17 protein-coding genes are annotated in these 14,376 nt (G+C 72.9%); 2 read left to right on the top strand and 15 right to left on the bottom strand.

Going from position 1 to position 14,376, the window contains the following annotated elements; translation table 11 throughout:
* Nucleotides 1–401: 401 nt before the first annotated feature.
* The 5 genes from SACE_RS15785 to SACE_RS38700 form a co-directional block, all read right to left on the bottom strand.
* The gene (locus tag SACE_RS15785) at nt 402–1,166 is read right to left on the bottom strand and encodes a thioesterase II family protein (protein ID WP_009945517.1); all 765 of its coding nucleotides are present in this window, start codon (nt 1,164–1,166) and stop codon (nt 402–404) included.
* Nucleotides 1,167–1,277: 111 nt separating this feature from the next.
* Nucleotides 1,278–2,072: a sugar phosphate isomerase/epimerase family protein gene (locus SACE_RS15780; protein WP_009945519.1), complete on the bottom strand. Its 795-nt coding sequence runs from the start codon at nt 2,070–2,072 to the stop codon at nt 1,278–1,280.
* A gap of 12 nt (nt 2,073–2,084) precedes the next feature.
* Nucleotides 2,085–3,005 carry a sugar phosphate isomerase/epimerase family protein gene (locus SACE_RS15775; RefSeq protein WP_011873976.1) on the bottom strand — a complete coding sequence of 307 codons (921 nt, stop codon included), beginning with the start codon at nt 3,003–3,005 and terminating at the stop codon, nt 2,085–2,087.
* 226 nt (nt 3,006–3,231) lie between these two features.
* Nucleotides 3,232–3,534, bottom strand: a complete 303-nt coding sequence (locus SACE_RS15770) for an ArsR/SmtB family transcription factor (protein ID WP_009945522.1) — start codon at nt 3,532–3,534, stop codon at nt 3,232–3,234.
* A gap of 80 nt (nt 3,535–3,614) precedes the next feature.
* Nucleotides 3,615–3,965: an amino acid permease C-terminal domain-containing protein gene (locus SACE_RS38700; protein WP_009945555.1), complete on the bottom strand. Its 351-nt coding sequence runs from the start codon at nt 3,963–3,965 to the stop codon at nt 3,615–3,617.
* A gap of 81 nt (nt 3,966–4,046) precedes the next feature.
* Here SACE_RS38700 and SACE_RS38695 point away from each other — a divergent pair, with 81 nt between their 5' ends.
* Entirely contained in the window at nt 4,047–4,187 is a 141-nt protein-coding gene (locus tag SACE_RS38695; protein WP_009945557.1) for a hypothetical protein, read from the top strand.
* Nucleotides 4,188–4,375: 188 nt separating this feature from the next.
* On the opposite strand, the gene SACE_RS15760 is transcribed toward SACE_RS38695, so the two are convergent.
* From SACE_RS15760 to SACE_RS15730, 7 genes are all read right to left on the bottom strand, one after another.
* Nucleotides 4,376–5,377 (bottom strand): proline racemase family protein, encoded by a 1,002-nt coding sequence (locus SACE_RS15760; protein ID WP_009945559.1) that lies wholly within the window; start codon nt 5,375–5,377, stop codon nt 4,376–4,378.
* A 1-nt stretch (nt 5,378) separates the two neighbouring features.
* Complete coding sequence (locus tag SACE_RS15755) at nt 5,379–6,302, bottom strand: dihydrodipicolinate synthase family protein (protein WP_009945560.1); 924 nt, start codon at nt 6,300–6,302, stop codon at nt 5,379–5,381.
* On the bottom strand, nt 6,299–7,636 hold the full coding sequence (locus tag SACE_RS15750; RefSeq protein WP_009945562.1) for an FAD/NAD(P)-dependent oxidoreductase: 1,338 nt from the start codon (nt 7,634–7,636) through the stop codon (nt 6,299–6,301). The genes SACE_RS15755 and SACE_RS15750 overlap by 4 nt, the downstream gene beginning before the upstream one ends.
* Entirely contained in the window at nt 7,633–7,890 is a 258-nt protein-coding gene (locus tag SACE_RS15745; RefSeq protein WP_009945563.1) for a (2Fe-2S)-binding protein, read from the bottom strand. The genes SACE_RS15750 and SACE_RS15745 overlap by 4 nt, the downstream gene beginning before the upstream one ends.
* The gene (locus SACE_RS15740; RefSeq protein WP_011873974.1) at nt 7,887–9,071 is read right to left on the bottom strand and encodes an NAD(P)/FAD-dependent oxidoreductase; all 1,185 of its coding nucleotides are present in this window, start codon (nt 9,069–9,071) and stop codon (nt 7,887–7,889) included. Before SACE_RS15740 ends, SACE_RS15745 begins: the two co-directional genes overlap by 4 nt.
* Nucleotides 9,072–9,194: 123 nt before the next feature.
* Nucleotides 9,195–9,797, bottom strand: a complete 603-nt coding sequence (locus tag SACE_RS15735) for a helix-turn-helix domain-containing protein (RefSeq protein ID WP_009945565.1) — start codon at nt 9,795–9,797, stop codon at nt 9,195–9,197.
* A 60-nt stretch (nt 9,798–9,857) separates the two neighbouring features.
* Nucleotides 9,858–10,115: a hypothetical protein gene (locus SACE_RS15730; protein ID WP_009945566.1), complete on the bottom strand. Its 258-nt coding sequence runs from the start codon at nt 10,113–10,115 to the stop codon at nt 9,858–9,860.
* Here SACE_RS15730 and SACE_RS39735 point away from each other — a divergent pair.
* Nucleotides 9,998–10,423: a PH domain-containing protein gene (locus SACE_RS39735; RefSeq protein WP_269453538.1), complete on the top strand. Its 426-nt coding sequence runs from the start codon at nt 9,998–10,000 to the stop codon at nt 10,421–10,423. The genes SACE_RS15730 and SACE_RS39735 overlap by 118 nt on opposite strands.
* A gap of 75 nt (nt 10,424–10,498) precedes the next feature.
* On the opposite strand, the gene SACE_RS15720 is transcribed toward SACE_RS39735, so the two are convergent.
* From SACE_RS15720 to SACE_RS15710, 3 genes are all read right to left on the bottom strand, one after another.
* Nucleotides 10,499–11,122 carry a TetR/AcrR family transcriptional regulator gene (locus SACE_RS15720; RefSeq protein WP_009945569.1) on the bottom strand — a complete coding sequence of 208 codons (624 nt, stop codon included), beginning with the start codon at nt 11,120–11,122 and terminating at the stop codon, nt 10,499–10,501.
* 70 nt (nt 11,123–11,192) lie between these two features.
* Nucleotides 11,193–12,350 (bottom strand): acyl-CoA dehydrogenase family protein, encoded by a 1,158-nt coding sequence (locus SACE_RS15715; protein WP_009945570.1) that lies wholly within the window; start codon nt 12,348–12,350, stop codon nt 11,193–11,195.
* Nucleotides 12,351–12,390: 40 nt separating this feature from the next.
* The gene (locus SACE_RS15710; protein WP_011873972.1) at nt 12,391–14,367 is read right to left on the bottom strand and encodes an acetyl/propionyl/methylcrotonyl-CoA carboxylase subunit alpha; all 1,977 of its coding nucleotides are present in this window, start codon (nt 14,365–14,367) and stop codon (nt 12,391–12,393) included.
* Between the last annotated feature and the right edge of the window lie 9 nt (nt 14,368–14,376).

Genomic DNA, 14,376 nt, shown 5'->3' with positions numbered 1-14,376 from the left:
GGAAATCCGCCGTCCGGACCTATTTTCCGCCCTTTCGACTGCTGGTTGCGGACGCATGGAGCGAGGTTGGCCGGATCAGCGACCGACCAGGAGAACGGCCGGAACCGAATTCACCATTTCTCCGGAGGAGCATCAACGAATAGCGCCGCCATATCCGCGAAAATTGCGTCGGACGCAAAATTCACGTTGGAGGCTCAGCGGAATCGGTGCGATCAACGCCCGTGAGAGTGAATCCGGCCGTTCACTCGCGTCGAATCCCGGGACGAATCGCTCCGCTCCCGCGCGTCAACACCTGGGTCCGAGTCCTACCACTCGCCGCGGTTCGGGCAGCCGAGACCCACCTCGCGCTGGGGTTCGCGCAGACGAATCCCGCCGCTCGCCCGCGGTTCCGGGCAGCGGGGTCAGCCGCCGGCCGCGGCCCCGAGGTGCGCGGTGACCGTCCGCGCCACCTGCGGCACCTGGTCGTTGAGGTAGAAGTGCCCGCCGCGGAAGGTCTCCAGGTGGAAGACGTCAGCGGTGTGCTGCTTCCACTGCTGGGCCTCCTCGATGGTGACCCTCGGGTCGGCGTCCGCGGCCAGCGCGACGATCGGGCAGCTCACGTCCGGGCCCGGCCGGTACTCGTAGGTCTCGATGGCGGTGTAGTCGCTGCGCAGGGACGGCAGGATCATCTGCACGATCTCCTCGTCGTCGAAGAGCCTGCTGTCGGTCCCGCTCAGCTGCCTGATCTCGTCGATCAGCCCCTTGTCGTCGCGCTTGTGCACCGACTCGTCCCGGCTGGTCGTCGGGGCCCTGCGGCCGGACGCGAACAGCGCGCGGGGTGTGCCGCCACCCCGGGCCTCCAGCAGGCGGGCGACCTCGAACGCGGCGATGGCGCCCATGCTGTGGCCGAAGAAGGCGAACGGCCGGTCCAGCAGCGGGGTGATGACCTCGGCGATCCGCTCGGCCAGCGCCGTCATGCTCGCGAACCCGGGCTCGCCACGGCGGTCCTGCCTGCCCGGGTACTGCACCGCGAAAACCTCCAGCGATGAGGAGAGCTCCTTGGAGAGCTGGAGGTAGGAGCTGGCGGAGCCGCCCGCGTGCGGGAAGCACACCAACCGGGTCGCGCCCTGCGGGGCGGTGTGGAAACGCCGGAACCAGCTCTGCCCCTCAGGACCCAGATTCGCCACGCGCCACCTTCCTCGAACGGCTTCCCCCCGGGCCGCGAGACCCCTTGATCGCAATCCTAGGTTCGCGTCCATCCCGCGGGCAACCAGGGCGGACCGCGGCCGCACCGGTGTTCACCAGCGCGACAGCCCGGCCTCCACCAGCGTTGTGGCGTTGACCTCGAGCAGGTCGAAGGGGTCCAGCTCGGTGGTGTCGATCTCGGCCACGTGCCAGCCGATCCCGCCGTGTTCGCGCAGCACGGTGACGACGTCGACGGCGCCGCTGCCGAGCGGTGTCTGCGGCGCCCCGGGCTCGGCGGGGCCGTCCTTGAGGTGCACGGCGAGCACGCGGTCGCCCAGGTTCGACAGCACCGCGGCCGGCTCGGCTCCCCCGGCGGCCGCCCAGTAGAGGTCCACCTCGGCGGCGAGCCGGTCGCCCGCCCTGGACCAGAAGCGGTCGTGGCCGGTCGTGCCGTCGGGCAGCCGGGCCCACTCGAACCAGTGGTTGTGGTAGCCGAGCCGCACACCGTGCGGCGCGAGGGCCTCGGCCGCGGTTGCGAGCACGTCGGCGAGGGCGTCGACGCGCCCGGGGTCGGCGAAGGTGTCCTCGTCGAAGCCGTCCACCAGGCGCGGATGCGGGACGAACGCGGTCGCGGTGCCGAGGATCGCGCACTCCTCGGCCAGTTCGGCGGCATCGCGCGGCAGCGCGGCGTGGACCGCGGAGACCGACAGCCCCGCCGCGTCGAGAGCCGACCGCAGGGCGCGTGCCGACGCCGAACGCTCGGACCGCGTGCGGTCCGGTGCGCCGAGCCCGAACGGCTCGACGTGGCCGAAGCCGATGCCGGCCAGGCGCAGCAGCGTCGCGTCGCGGTCGGCGGCCAGCCGGTCGCGCAGGCTGTAGAGCTGGGCGGAGAGCGTGGCGGCGGGCATCGGGGCTCCTGTTCAGCCGGCGACCAGCGGGCGAAGGGTGTGGTGGGCGATGCGCAGACCCCGGGTGGTGCGGTCCGGATCGCCGCTCCACACCGGATCCTCGTGCTCGACCGACAGCGTGCCGGTGAAGCCGCGCTCGTGGAGGCGGTCGACCACGCGGACCCAGTCGATCTCGCCGAGCCCCGGCACCCGGTAGCGCCACCAGCCCGCCTCCCACGGGCGCTCGCGGTCACCGGCCCTGCCGAAGAACCCGTAGCGCTGCCGCGCGGACGCGTCGATCTCGACGTCCTTGGCCTGGGCATGCACGATGCGGTCGGCGTAGGGCGCGATCGTGGCGACCGGGTCGATGCCGATCCGCAGCAGGTGCGACGGGTCCCAGTTCAGGCGGAACCCCAGCGAGAACACCCACTCCCACAGCTGCGGCGAGTACGCCAGGTTCCCCGGGTAGCCGTCGGGGTGCCAGACCTCCATCACGCAGTTCTCGACGACGAGCCCGACGTCGCGCTCGCCGGCGTAGTCGACCAGCTCGGGCAGCACGCGCTCGGCTTCGGCGATGTTGTCGGCGACCGGCCTGGTCCAGTCCCGGCCGACGAAGGTGCCGACGTAGGGCACGCCCAGCGCCTGCGCGGCGTCGATGGCGTGCCGCAGGTGGGTGCGGATCTCCTCCCGCCGCGCCGGGTCCGGATGCAGGTTGTTCTCGTAGTAGGCCAGCGCGGACAGGCCCAGCGAGTGGCGGTCGAACAGCGCGAGCGTCTGGTCGACCTCGCGCGGGCCGAAGCCGGCGACGGGCAGGTGGCTCGCTTCGAAGTCGCGTCCGCCGGTCCCCGGCCAGACCGCCACCTCCAGCGCCTCGTAGCCGGCGCGCGACGCCCAGGCGGCGATCTGGGGCAGGGTCCACTCGGGGAGGCAGGCGGTGAGCATTCCGAGTCGCACGGATCCACCCCTTCCTCCACGGGCCGCCCTCAGCCACGCACCGGCGGCGTGACCGGAACCGCGACCGGTTCTCCCCGACCCGAAAGTAGATGCGTTGCTCCGCACCGACAAGGGCCGCGCGGCTGAACGGTCGTGATCGCGGAACCCTGCTCAAGCGGCGGGGTGTCGCCTCCACGGCCGCCCCGCGTCCCAAGTGGACGGTCAGGAGAGGGCTCCGCGCCCGTGCTCAGTCGGCCGTGGCCGGACCCCGCAGGCTCTCCACGACCTCGGCCAGGGCGTCGACCGCCCCGGCTCGGACCGAGTAGCAGATGTTGGTGCCCCGGCGGGCGGCGGTGACCAGCCCGGCGTCGCGGAGCACCTTGAGGTGCTGCGAGACCGTCGGCTGGCTCACCCCGAAGACCTCGGTGAAGTCGCAGGCGCAGGTCTCCGGCTCCACGGCGAGCCGCCGCACGATGGAAAGGCGGGTCGGGTGCGCGATGGCGCGCAGCATGGCGACCGCGTCCACCTCCGTCGACGTCGCCGCTGGCATACCGGCCCTCCTCTTCCCGGATCCCGGTCGACCAGCCTACCGCGCAACCGGCACCGGCACGCTCCTGCGGACGGCGGGTCTCACCCCACACCGGCGCCGGAATGACGCACACGGCTGTGCAGCGCCGACCGCCGGTAGCCGTACGCCAGGTACACCACCATCCCCACGACCAGCCACGACGCGAAGCGCGCCCACGTCACCCACGTCAGCTCGCTGACCAGCCAGATCGAGGACAGCACCCCGACGGCGGGCACGAACGGCACCCACGGGCAGCGGAAGCCGCGCGGCAGGCCGGGCCTCGTGCTGCGCAGCACCACGACCGCGACGACCACGAACGCCGCCAGGATGCCGACGTTGGTCAGCTCCGCGGCCTCCCTGATCGGCAGCAGCCCCGCGATCAGCGCGGAGACCACCCCGACCACCCACGTCACCCGGTACGGCACCTTGCGGACCGGGAAACGGGCGCTGCCCTCCCCTGGCGCAAGGAGCTGACCGTTGAGAAGTCGTTCTTCATGCCCCTGTCGATCACCGCGACCAACGGCATGAACGGCGGAAGCGGCAAGATCACGTGCCGGATCATCAAGGACGGCAAGGTTGTTGCCGAGAACAGCGGTTCGGGACAGTTCGCCACTGTGTCGTGCAACGGTAGCTGACCCAAGCTGGACGAAGCCCGGATCGTCATGCGATCCGGGGCTTCGTGCTTCTGCGCGGCCCGTCTTATGGGCAGCGCGGGTTCTGGCCAGCACGGGTCGCCCGGAGGGCCTGCGCCCACCGGTGTGAAGCAACGGGAAACGGGCTTCCCCCGGTGTCATCCGGACCGGCGCGCCGGGGGCCGATCAGGTCAAAGCGTGAAGCCGCGTGGAAACGGGTCGGCGGGGTCGAGGAGGTACTGACCCATGCCGGTGATCCACGCGCGTCCGGTGATCGTGGGCACCACCGCCGGTACACCGCCGACCTCGGTCTCGGCCACCAGCCGGCCGGTGAAGCGGGTGCCGAGCAGCGACTCGTTGACGAAGTCCTGCCCCAGCGCGAGCTCGCCGCGCGCGTGCAACTGCGCCATGCGCGCCGACGTGCCGGTGCCGCACGGCGAGCGGTCGAACCACCCGGGGTGGATCGCCATCGCGTTGCGGGCGTGGCTGCCGTCCCGGCCGGGGGCGACGAACTGAACGTGCTTGCAGCCGCCGATGCCGGGGTCGACCGGGTGCACCGGGCGGTCCCGGGAGTTGATCGCGTCCATGATGGACAGACCAGCCGAAAGGATCTGGTCCTTCCGCGACTTGTCGAACTCTACGCCGATCGCGCTGATCGGCGTGATCGCGTAGAAGTTGCCGCCGTAGGCCATGTCGTAGACGATCCGGCCGATGCCCTCGACCTCGACCTCGGCGTCCAGCCGCACCGGGAACGCGGGCACGTTCTGGATGGTGACCGACTCGGCTCGGCCGTCGCGCACCGCCACCTCGGCGACCACCAGTCCGGCTGGGGTGTCCAGCCGCACCCGCGTCACCGGCTCGCTGACAGCCACCATGCCGGTCTCCACCAGCACGGTGGCCACGCCGATCGTGCCGTGCCCGCACATCGGCAGGCAGCCGGAGACCTCGATGTAGAGCACTCCCCAGTCGGCGTCGGGCCGGGTCGGCGGTTGCAGGATCGCCCCGCTCATCGCGGCGTGCCCGCGCGGCTCGTTCACCAGCAGTTCGCGGACGTGGTCGAGCTCGGCCGCGAAGTGCTCCCGGCGCTCGGCCATGCTGTCGCCCGGGATCGTGCCGACACCGCCGGTGATGACCCGCGTCGGCATGCCCTCGGTGTGCGAGTCGACCGCCGCGAAGTACCTCGCCGCCCGCATCTCAGGCCACCACCGGTCGCGCCGCGAGGTGGTCGACGGCCCTGCGCATGTCGGCCTCCAGCGCGGCCAGCTCCTCGGGCGGCAACGGGCCGCGCGGCGGACGGCACGGACCGCCGAACCTGCCCACCATCTCCATTCCGCGCTTGATGGCCTGCACGAACTCGGTGCGAGAGTCCCACCGGAACGCCGCGACCAGCGGCTCGTAGAGCGCACGGGCCTCCTCCAGCTCACCCGCCCTGGCCAGTTCGAAGAGCCGGACCGACTCGGCCGGGAACACGTTGGGGAAACCGGCGAACCAGCCGGTGGCCCCCATCAGCAGCGACTCCAGCACCACGTCGTCGGCCCCGGCGACGACCTCCAGCTCGGGGGCAAGCTCCCGGATCCGCAGCACCCGCCGCACGTCACCGGAGAACTCCTTGACCGCCACCACGTTGTCGATCCGGGCGATCTCGGCGACGACCTCCGGCGTGAGGTCCACCTTGGTGTCGATCGGGTTGTTGTAGACCATCACCGGCAGCCCGACCGCGGCCACCTGCTCGAAGTGGCCGATCACCTCGGTGGTGTTCGCGCGGTACATCGTCGGCGGCAGGCAGAGCACGCCGTCCGCGCCGTCCTCGGCGGCCCGCTCCGCCCACTGCCTCGCCTGGTGGGAGCCGACGCCGTGCACGCCGACCACGACCACACCGTCAGAGCCGATCGCGTCGACGGCGGTGCGGGCGACCGCGCGGCGCTCGTCGTCGGTGAGCGACGAGTACTCGCCGAGCGAGCCGTTGGGACCGACACCGCGGCAGCCGTTGTCGACCAGCCAGCGGCAGTGCTCGGCGTAGCGGTCCAGGTCGACCCGGAGTCCCGCGGGTGCGGCGGGGTCGGCGGCGTAGGGCAGCGCGGTGGCGACGACGACTCCGCCGAGCTTCTCGTGCGTCATTCGGTTTCCTCCTGCGGTGCTGGCGATTCGGACAACTCGGCCAGGCGCACCGGGACGGCCACGGGGCGCCGTGCGAGCGCGGCGGGATCGATCCCGGGAACCAGGTCGGCGACGTTGGGGCCGCAGATCCGGCCCTGGCACGGGCCCAGTCCGACCCGGCTGACGAGCTTGAGCGACCGCGCGCCCGAGGCCTCGCGCCCGCCGACCGCCTCGCGCAGCTCCCGGTGGTCCACCTCTTCGCAGCGGCAGACCAGCGTGTCGTCGGCGAGCCGTCCCTGCCATCCGGGACGGACCGGGTGCGCGCGTGCCAACGCCGCCGCGAACCGGCGCCCGTGCCGCACCGCACGCAGCGCCCGGTGCGGCACGGGGGGCCGGGCTCCGAGCCGCACCGCCGCCGCGGTGCCCGCGACCTCGCCTTCGGCGGCGGCCGGCTCCGCGCCGCCGATGCCGGTGATCTCCCCGGCCGCGAACACCCCGGGCACCGACGTCGCCTGCGCAGCGTCCACCAGCACGAACCCGTCGTGCAGCTTGCAGCGGGCGGCGACGGCGAGTTCGAGCTGAGGTGTGAAGCCGAATCCGACGCACACCGCGTCCACCCGGACCCGCTGCTCCGTGCCCGCCAGCACGTTCCAGTCGGGATCGAGCCGAGCCGTCGTCACCTCTTCGACCCGGTCCACGCCGTGCGCCGCGATCACCGTGGTGCGCGTCCGGTACGGGACGCCGTTGGCGGCGAGCACACGGGCGTACCGGGCGAGCTCGGCTAGCTTGCCCCTGCCGGCGAACATCCCTCGCGGGTCGCGCAGCCACCGGGAGAACGGCCGTCCCGCCTCGAACACGCCGAGAACTCCGGCTCCGGCATCGAGCAGGGACTCCGCAACGGGCAGCAGGAACGGGCCGGTTCCGGCCAGCAGCACCCGGTCGCCGACCGCGACCCCCTGCCCCTTCACCAGCGCCTGCGCCGCTCCGGCGGTGTAGACGCCGGGCAGCGTCCAGCCGGGGAACGGCAGCGCGCGGTCGTACGCGCCCGTCGCGAGCACCAGGGCCGGGGTGTCGACGCGGCGGCCTCGGCGGCCCGGACCGTCGGCCCTACCGGTTCGGACGTGCACCCGGTGTCCGCCGTCGATCGGCTCGACCGCCCAGACCGAACTGTCCGCCAGGTGCTCGACGCCCTCCGGGAGTCCGAATTCTCCTTCTGGGGAAAGGGAGTTCTGCCGGTGGTACTGCCCGCCGGGCCTGGCAGCGGCGTCCACGAGCACAACCCGCACGCCCGCTCGCGCGGCGGCGCCCGCGGCGGCGATTCCCGCCGGGCCTGCACCCACGACGACGACCGTCACGACGGCAGCTCCGCTCCGCGCTGCGTGCGCACCTCGTCGCCGTCCTCCAGAACCCGTTGGCACGCCCGGACATCGGCGACCCCGTTGACCACGACGAGGCAGTCGAAGCAGACCCCGATCCCGCAGAACACGCCGCGCGGCCGCCCACCTCGGCGAGTGCTGCGCCAGGACACCTGTCCTCGCGACAGCAGCAGCCCCGCCACCGTCTGGCCCGGCCGCGCCCGCACCCGCGCGCCGTCCACGAAGACGTTCACACCGACACCTCCCGCACGACGGCCGGCCGGTCCACCCGGAACGGCTCGGGATCGACCACCGGTTCCCCTCCGGTGAACAGCTCTGCCAGCAGCCGGCCGGTGGCCGCCGCCAGCCCGATGCCCGCGCCCTCGTGCCCGGTCGCGTGCCACAGGCCCGCGATCCTGGGGTCCGCGCCGATGACGGGCAGGTGGTCCGGCGCGTACGGGCGGAATCCGCCGTAGGCGCGCATCACCGGCACGTCGGCGAGGACGGGGAACAACCCGACCGCCTTGCGCGCGAGTTCGCTCAGCACGCGGGGGCGGATGGTCTCGTCGAATCCGGCTCGCTGGCGGCTCGACCCGATCAGCACCGTCCCGGCCCTGGTCGACTCGACCACTGTGGAGGTTTGCAGATCGGCGTCGCCGCTGGCGACGGCACCGACGTAGTCGGCGTCGTATACCTTGTGCCGCACCGTGCCCTCCGGCAGCGGCCCGGTGACCAGGACCAGGCCGCGGCGCGGGAGCACCGCCACCGGTGCGCCCGCGACGGCCGCGAACTCGCCCGCCCACGGTCCGCACGCGTTCACCACGGCTCCACACGGCACGGCGCCGCGGTTCGTGCGCACCTCGGCGACCGACCCGTCGGCCCGGCGGCCAACGCCGAGCGCGGCCACGCCGGGACGCACCTCGCCGCCCCTGGCCCGCACCGCCGCCAGCAACGTCGTCGCGGCGAGCACGGGCTGCAGCTGAGCGTCGTCCGGGTAGTGCACAGCGGCGGTGACGCGGGGCGTCAGGTGCGGCTCCAGTTCGGCCGCCTGCGCGGCGGTGATGACCTCGGCGCGGACCTGCGCCGCGCGCTGCGCCCGGGCGAACTCGACCAGCGGTCCGGCGCTCTCGTCGGTGGTCGCCACGACGATGCCGCCTTTGGGTTCCCACTCGACGCCGGTCAGCGCCTCGCCGAGTTCGGCGCGCAATCCGTCGAGAAGCTCCGGCCAGATCCTCCGGGAAGCCTTGGCCAGTTCGAGTTCCGGTCCAGGTGCCTTGTCGGAGACGAGCACGTTGCCTTCGCCTGCCGCCGTCGTACCTGCGGCCGGGGCGCCGCGGTCGAGCACGGTCACCCGCAGACCCCGGGCGCTCAGCGCCTCCGCGCACGCGGCACCGATGACTCCGGCGCCGACGACCACGACATCGCAATGCTGCAAACCGGACTCCCGACGTTCATTTCAATGAACGATGGGAGACTAAGTCCGGGTGTGATCCAGGTCAACCCCGGCTGGTTCAGGACGAGCCCGGCGGCCGCCTCCTGTCCAATGCCCCCGGCTTGCTCACTCGGGCTGCGGCGTCGCGCACGAACCGCCGAGCGCGGGCGGTCCGGCGTCGGCCGGGTACTCCAGCAGCAGCACCGAGACCACCGGCCCGCCCACCGTCTCGTAGATGTGCGGCTGCCGGGCGGGGAAGCAGACGTAGTCGCCCGCCTCCAGCTCGAACGGCGAGTCGGGCGGTCCCACCCTGAGCACACCGGAGGTGACGACCACGTGTTCGCGGCCGGGATGGCCTTCCGAGCGCTGCACCTCGCCGGGACGGACCCGCTGGTCGTACAGCTCGAAGACGGTCTCGGTGAGGTCCATCCGCCGCAGCATGCGCAGGTCGACCGCGTTGCTGCTGAGCACCTCCAGCCCGCGGGACCGGACCAGCACGACCTCGGGATCGAGGCGCTCGGTCAGCAACGACGACACCGGCACCGAGAGAGCGTTCGACAAACTGAACACTGTCTCGATCGTCGGGTTGCCCGCCCCGGACTCCAGCTGCGACAGCGTTCCCTTCGCGATGCCGGACCGGCGCGCCACTTCCGACAATGACAGACCGGCTCGCTCCCGCAGCGCCCGCAAGTTCGCCGCGAGCACCTGCCCCGCGCTTTCCCGGCCCACCGGGCCTCCTTCCCGCCAGCGCGCCGGCCCGACCGGCGCGACTGCCAAGACTAGGCCTCGTCAGCACTGCAAGCTCCTGTGCACCCTGCTCAGCAGAGTGGGTGGCGGTAGCGAAACCCTCGCGCGCATGTAGTCGAACAGGGTCGCCACGCCGTGGACCCACAGACCCCGCTGGAGCAGCTTCCAGCGCATCTCCGCCGGTGCCTCGGGGCTTTCCAGCCACTCCACCATGGGGTCGAGCACGTGCGGGTCCACGTCGGGGAAGCGCTGCTTGGCCTCGCCGCGCTGGTGGCCGACCCCGTCGTCGACGGGCAGCATCCGCCGACGCGTACCGGAACCTGGGCCACGGCCTCGACGGGGAATACGTGGTCGCGCGGTCGGGGACGTTCCGCCGGACCTCGGTCGCGTTGCAGCGGCGCGGCATCGTGGCGTGGACGTTCAGCTCGTCACCGTTCTCCCGCCGGGCCGGGGTCCAGACCGTGACCGCCGCGGTCGCCGCCGTTGAGCAGGGGTACCGGATTCCCGACGACTCGGTGCGGGACGCGGCGCGCTTCGCCGACATCGCCACGCCCGGCATCATCAGCGAGTTCCTGGTACCCGACCAGAGCACTCCGCGACGCGGGTAGGACGGCGGCCTTCGGCCACATCGGACGGAAGCACCAAGCGCCGAGCGCACCTCGCGGCCGCCGGCGAGTCGCGCCTCAGCTCTCGGGCCTGCGGCCTTCCTCCAGCACGGCGTCGAGCGTGCGGGCCCACTGCCGGACGATGCCGCGGCGGCGCCTGCTGTCGTCGGTCAGGACGTTGGCCAGTCCCAGGCCGCGCGCCATGTCCAGGGTGGCCTGCACGGTCTCGCGCACGCCGGGCACCGACTCGTCGACGCCGAGCAGCTCGACCGCCAGGCGGTGCGCCTCCCGGCCCACCCGCGCCTCCACCGGGACGACCTGCTCGCGCAGCGCCTCGTCGGAGGACGCCGCCACCCACAGCTGGAGCGCGGCGCGGAAGACGGTGCCGGTGTAGAGGCGCACCAGGATGTCGACCACGCCCTCGGTGCGGCCCTTGCCCCTGGGCAGCTTGGTGATCTGCTCCTGGATCTCGCTGATCCGGGCGTCGGTCACGTGCGAGACCGCCGCGGTGACCAGGTCCTCCCTGGTCGGGAAGTGGTGCTGGGCGGCCCCCCTGGAGACCCCGGCGCGCTCGGCGACCACCGACACCGTGGTGCCGGTCCAGCCGTGCTCGGCCAGGGAGTCGACCGCGGCCTCCAGCAGTCGTCGCCGGGTCGCCCGGCTGCGGTCCTGCTGGGGTCTGCGCGCGGCGGTCGCGGTCACCGGTCCTCCTCGTGCTCTCGCCTCCGACCAGCCTAAATCGCTGGTCGCCGCGGTGGGCGGCCGGGCAGGCTCAGTAGGACCGGGGCAGCCCGAGCGAGTTCTGGGCCACGAAGTTCAGGATCATCTCCCGGCTCACCGGCGCCACCCTGGCCAGCCGGCACGCGCTCAGCATCGACGCCACCCCGTACTCGGTGGTCAGCCCGTTGCCGCCCAGGCTCTGCACGGCCTGGTCGACCGATCGCACCGCGACCTCCCCGGCGGCGTACTTGGCCATGTTGGCCGCCTCGCCCGCTGCCTCGTCGTCCCCGCTGTCGTAGAGGTGCGCCGCCTTCTGCGCCATCAGCCGGGCCAGCTCCAGCTCGATCTTGACCTGCGCGAGCGGGTGCGCTAGCCCCTGGTGCGAGCCGATGGGGGTGCCCCACACCGACCGCTCCTTGACGTAGGAGACGGCCTTGCCCAGGGCGTGGCGGGCGGTGCCGAGCGCAAGCGCCGAGGCCATCACCCGCTCGGGGTTGAGCCCGGCGAACAGCTGGAGCAGCCCGGCGTCCTCGCTGCCGACGAGCGCGTCGCCGGGCAGCCGGACGTCGTCGAAGAACAGCGAGTACTGCCGGTCGGGGCTCACCAGCTCCATCTCGATGTGCTGGGCCTCGAACCCCGGCGCGTCCTTGGGCACCACGAACAGCGCGGGTTTGAGCTTGCCGGTCCGGGCGTCCTCGGTGCGGCCCACGACGAGGACCGCGTCGGCGACGTCGATGCCGGAGATGAAGACCTTGCGCCCGGACAGGACCCAGTCGCCGCCGTCGCGGCGCGCGGTGGTGGTGATGCGGTGGGAGTTCGAGCCCGCGTCGGGTTCGGTGATGGCGAAGGCCATCGTGAGCGAACCGTCGGCGAGCCCGGGCAGCCAGCGGCGCTTCTGCTCGTCGGTGCCGAACCGCGCGATCACCGTGCCGCAGATGGCCGGCGAGACCACCATCATCAGCAGCGGGCACCCGGCGGCGCTGAGCTCCTCCAGGACGATGGAGAGCTCCGAGATGCCGGCGCCGCCGCCACCGTGCTCCTCCGGGATGTTCACCCCGAGGTAGCCGAGTTTGCCCGCCTCCCGCCACAGCTCGGTGGTCTGCCCGCCGGAACGGGCCTGGCGCACGTAGTAGTCGTAGCCGTAGCGCTCGCCGAGCTCGGCGACGGCGCTGCGCAGCGCCCTGCGCTCGGCGGTCTCCTCGAAACCCATGCTTCCTCCGTCTGAACGCTGGTTTTCCGGTGTCGGGCGGTCACTCGGTGCGGACGACCGCGAGCACCGCGCCCATCTCGACCTGCTGCCCCGCCGACACGGGCAGCTCGGCCACGGTGCCGTCGGCCGGAGCGGTGATGCGGTGCTCCATCTTCATGGCCTCCATCCACAGCAGCGGCTCTCCGGCGCGCACCTGCTGTCCCTCGGCGACCGCGACGCGCGTCACCGTCCCCGGCATCGGCGCGACCAGGGATCCCGCGGGGACGTCGGCCGACGGGTCGGGGAACCGTTCGCACCTGGTCAGCGCCACCGGTCCGGACACCGAGTCGACCTCGACCCGGGAGCCGTAGCGCGCGATGTCGAAGGTCCGGCGCACGCCGGCCTCCGCCAGCACCACGCGGCCGGGCTCGGCCCGCACGAAGGTGACGTCGTCGAACCCCTCGGCGCGCAGGCCGTCCCGGTCCAGCCGGTAGCCGACGTCGTGCGTCCCGGACGGCCCGGCGAAGCGCTTGGTCTGCGGCATCGACACCACGTTGCGCCAGCCGCTCGGGAGCCCGGGCGCGACGGCGGTGTCGCGGCGGTTCGCCGCGGCCTCGGCGAGCGCGGCGGCGAGGGCCGAGAGCGCCTCCGCCCGCTCGTCGGCCAGCGGCCTGGACAGCTCGGCCAGGCCGTGGGTGGTGAAGAACGACGTGTCGGTGTCACCCGCGCGGAACGCCGGGTGCTCCAGCACGCGCACCAGCAGGTCGCGGTTGGTCTTCAGGCCGTGGATGCGGGCCCGCGCCAGCGAGTCGGCCAGCCTGCGCACCGCCTGCGCGCGGGTCGGCGCCCACGAGACGACCTTCGCCAGCATCGGGTCGTAGTGCACGCCCACGTGCGAACCGCTGAGCACGCCGCTGTCCAGGCGGATGCCCACCGTCCCCGGCACGTCGAACTCTGCGTCCACATCGGACAGCTCGAAGCGGTGCAGGGTGCCGCTCTGCGGGCGCCAGTCCTCGGCCGGGTCCTCGGCGTAGAGGCGGACCTCGACGGCGTGCCCGCGCGGCGGTGCCGGTTCGTCGGGCAGGCGCTGCCCCTCGGCGACGGCCAGCTGCGACGCCACCAGGTCGATGCCGGTGACGCACTCGGTGACCGGGTGCTCCACCTGCAGCCGGGTGTTCATCTCCAGGAAGAAGAACCGCCCGTCGCCGGTGGCCAGGAGCTCCACCGTCCCCGCCCCGACGTAGGAGACGGCCTTGGCCGCCGCGCGGGCGGCGTCGAACAGCCGCTCCCGCATCCCCTCGTCCACCAGCGGCGACGGGGCCTCCTCCACGACCTTCTGGTGCCGCCGCTGGATGGAGCACTCGCGCTCCCCCACCGCCCGCACCGCGCCGTGGACGTCGGCCATGACCTGGACCTCGATGTGCCTGCCGGACTCCAGGTAGGGCTCGCAGAACACGGTGGCATCGCCGAACGCCGACAACGCCTCGGCGCTCGCGGACTCGATCTCGGCGGGCAGCTCGGCCAGCGCGCGCACCACCCGCATGCCCCGGCCGCCACCGCCCGCGGATGCCTTGACCAGCACCGGGAGGTCGGCTTCGGTCACCTCCGACGGGTCGAGCTCGCCGAGGACCGGCACGCCGGCCTCGGCCATCATCCGCTTCGCGGTGACCTTGGAGCCCATCGACTCGATGACCTCGGGTGGCGGCCCGACCCAGGTGAGCCCGGCGTCGACGACCGCGCGGGCGAACCCGGCGTTCTCCGACAGGAACCCGTACCCGGGGTGCACGGCGTCGGCGCCGGTGGCGCGCGCGGCCGACACGAGCAGGTCGCCGCGCAGGTAGGTGTCGGCCGCCGCGTCGCCGGGCAGGCGGACCGCGAGGTCGGCCTCGACGACGTGCGGCGCGTCGGCGTCGGCGTCGGAATGCACCGCGACGGTGGAGATGCCGAGGCGGCGGCAGGTGCGCAGCACACGCCGGGCGATCTCGCCCCGGTTGGCCACCAGCAGCCTGCGGATCTGGTCGGGTGGGTTGCTCGTCAAGGTCGCTCG

Origin of the sequence: Saccharopolyspora erythraea NRRL 2338, assembly GCF_000062885.1 — a bacterium.
In the GTDB taxonomy this organism is placed as follows: Bacteria; Actinomycetota; Actinomycetes; order Mycobacteriales; family Pseudonocardiaceae; genus Saccharopolyspora_D; species Saccharopolyspora_D erythraea.
This window is presented reverse-complemented; position numbering and strand designations above follow the sequence as displayed.

Bases quoted from the DNA above. Each gene is read 5' to 3' on its own strand.
- SACE_RS15780 (WP_009945519.1), bottom strand. From the start codon at position 2,072: ATGCCCGCCGCCACGCTCTCCGCCCAGCTCTACAGCCTGCGCGACCGG.
- SACE_RS15770 (WP_009945522.1), bottom strand. From the start codon at position 3,534: ATGCCAGCGGCGACGTCGACGGAGGTGGACGCGGTCGCCATGCTGCGC.
- SACE_RS38695 (WP_009945557.1), top strand. From the start codon at position 4,047: ATGCCCCTGTCGATCACCGCGACCAACGGCATGAACGGCGGAAGCGGC.
- SACE_RS15760 (WP_009945559.1), bottom strand. From the start codon at position 5,377: ATGCGGGCGGCGAGGTACTTCGCGGCGGTCGACTCGCACACCGAGGGC.
- SACE_RS15755 (WP_009945560.1), bottom strand. From the start codon at position 6,302: ATGACGCACGAGAAGCTCGGCGGAGTCGTCGTCGCCACCGCGCTGCCC.
- SACE_RS15730 (WP_009945566.1), bottom strand. From the start codon at position 10,115: ATGCTGCCCGTCGACGACGGGGTCGGCCACCAGCGCGGCGAGGCCAAG.
- SACE_RS15715 (WP_009945570.1), bottom strand. From the start codon at position 12,350: ATGGGTTTCGAGGAGACCGCCGAGCGCAGGGCGCTGCGCAGCGCCGTC.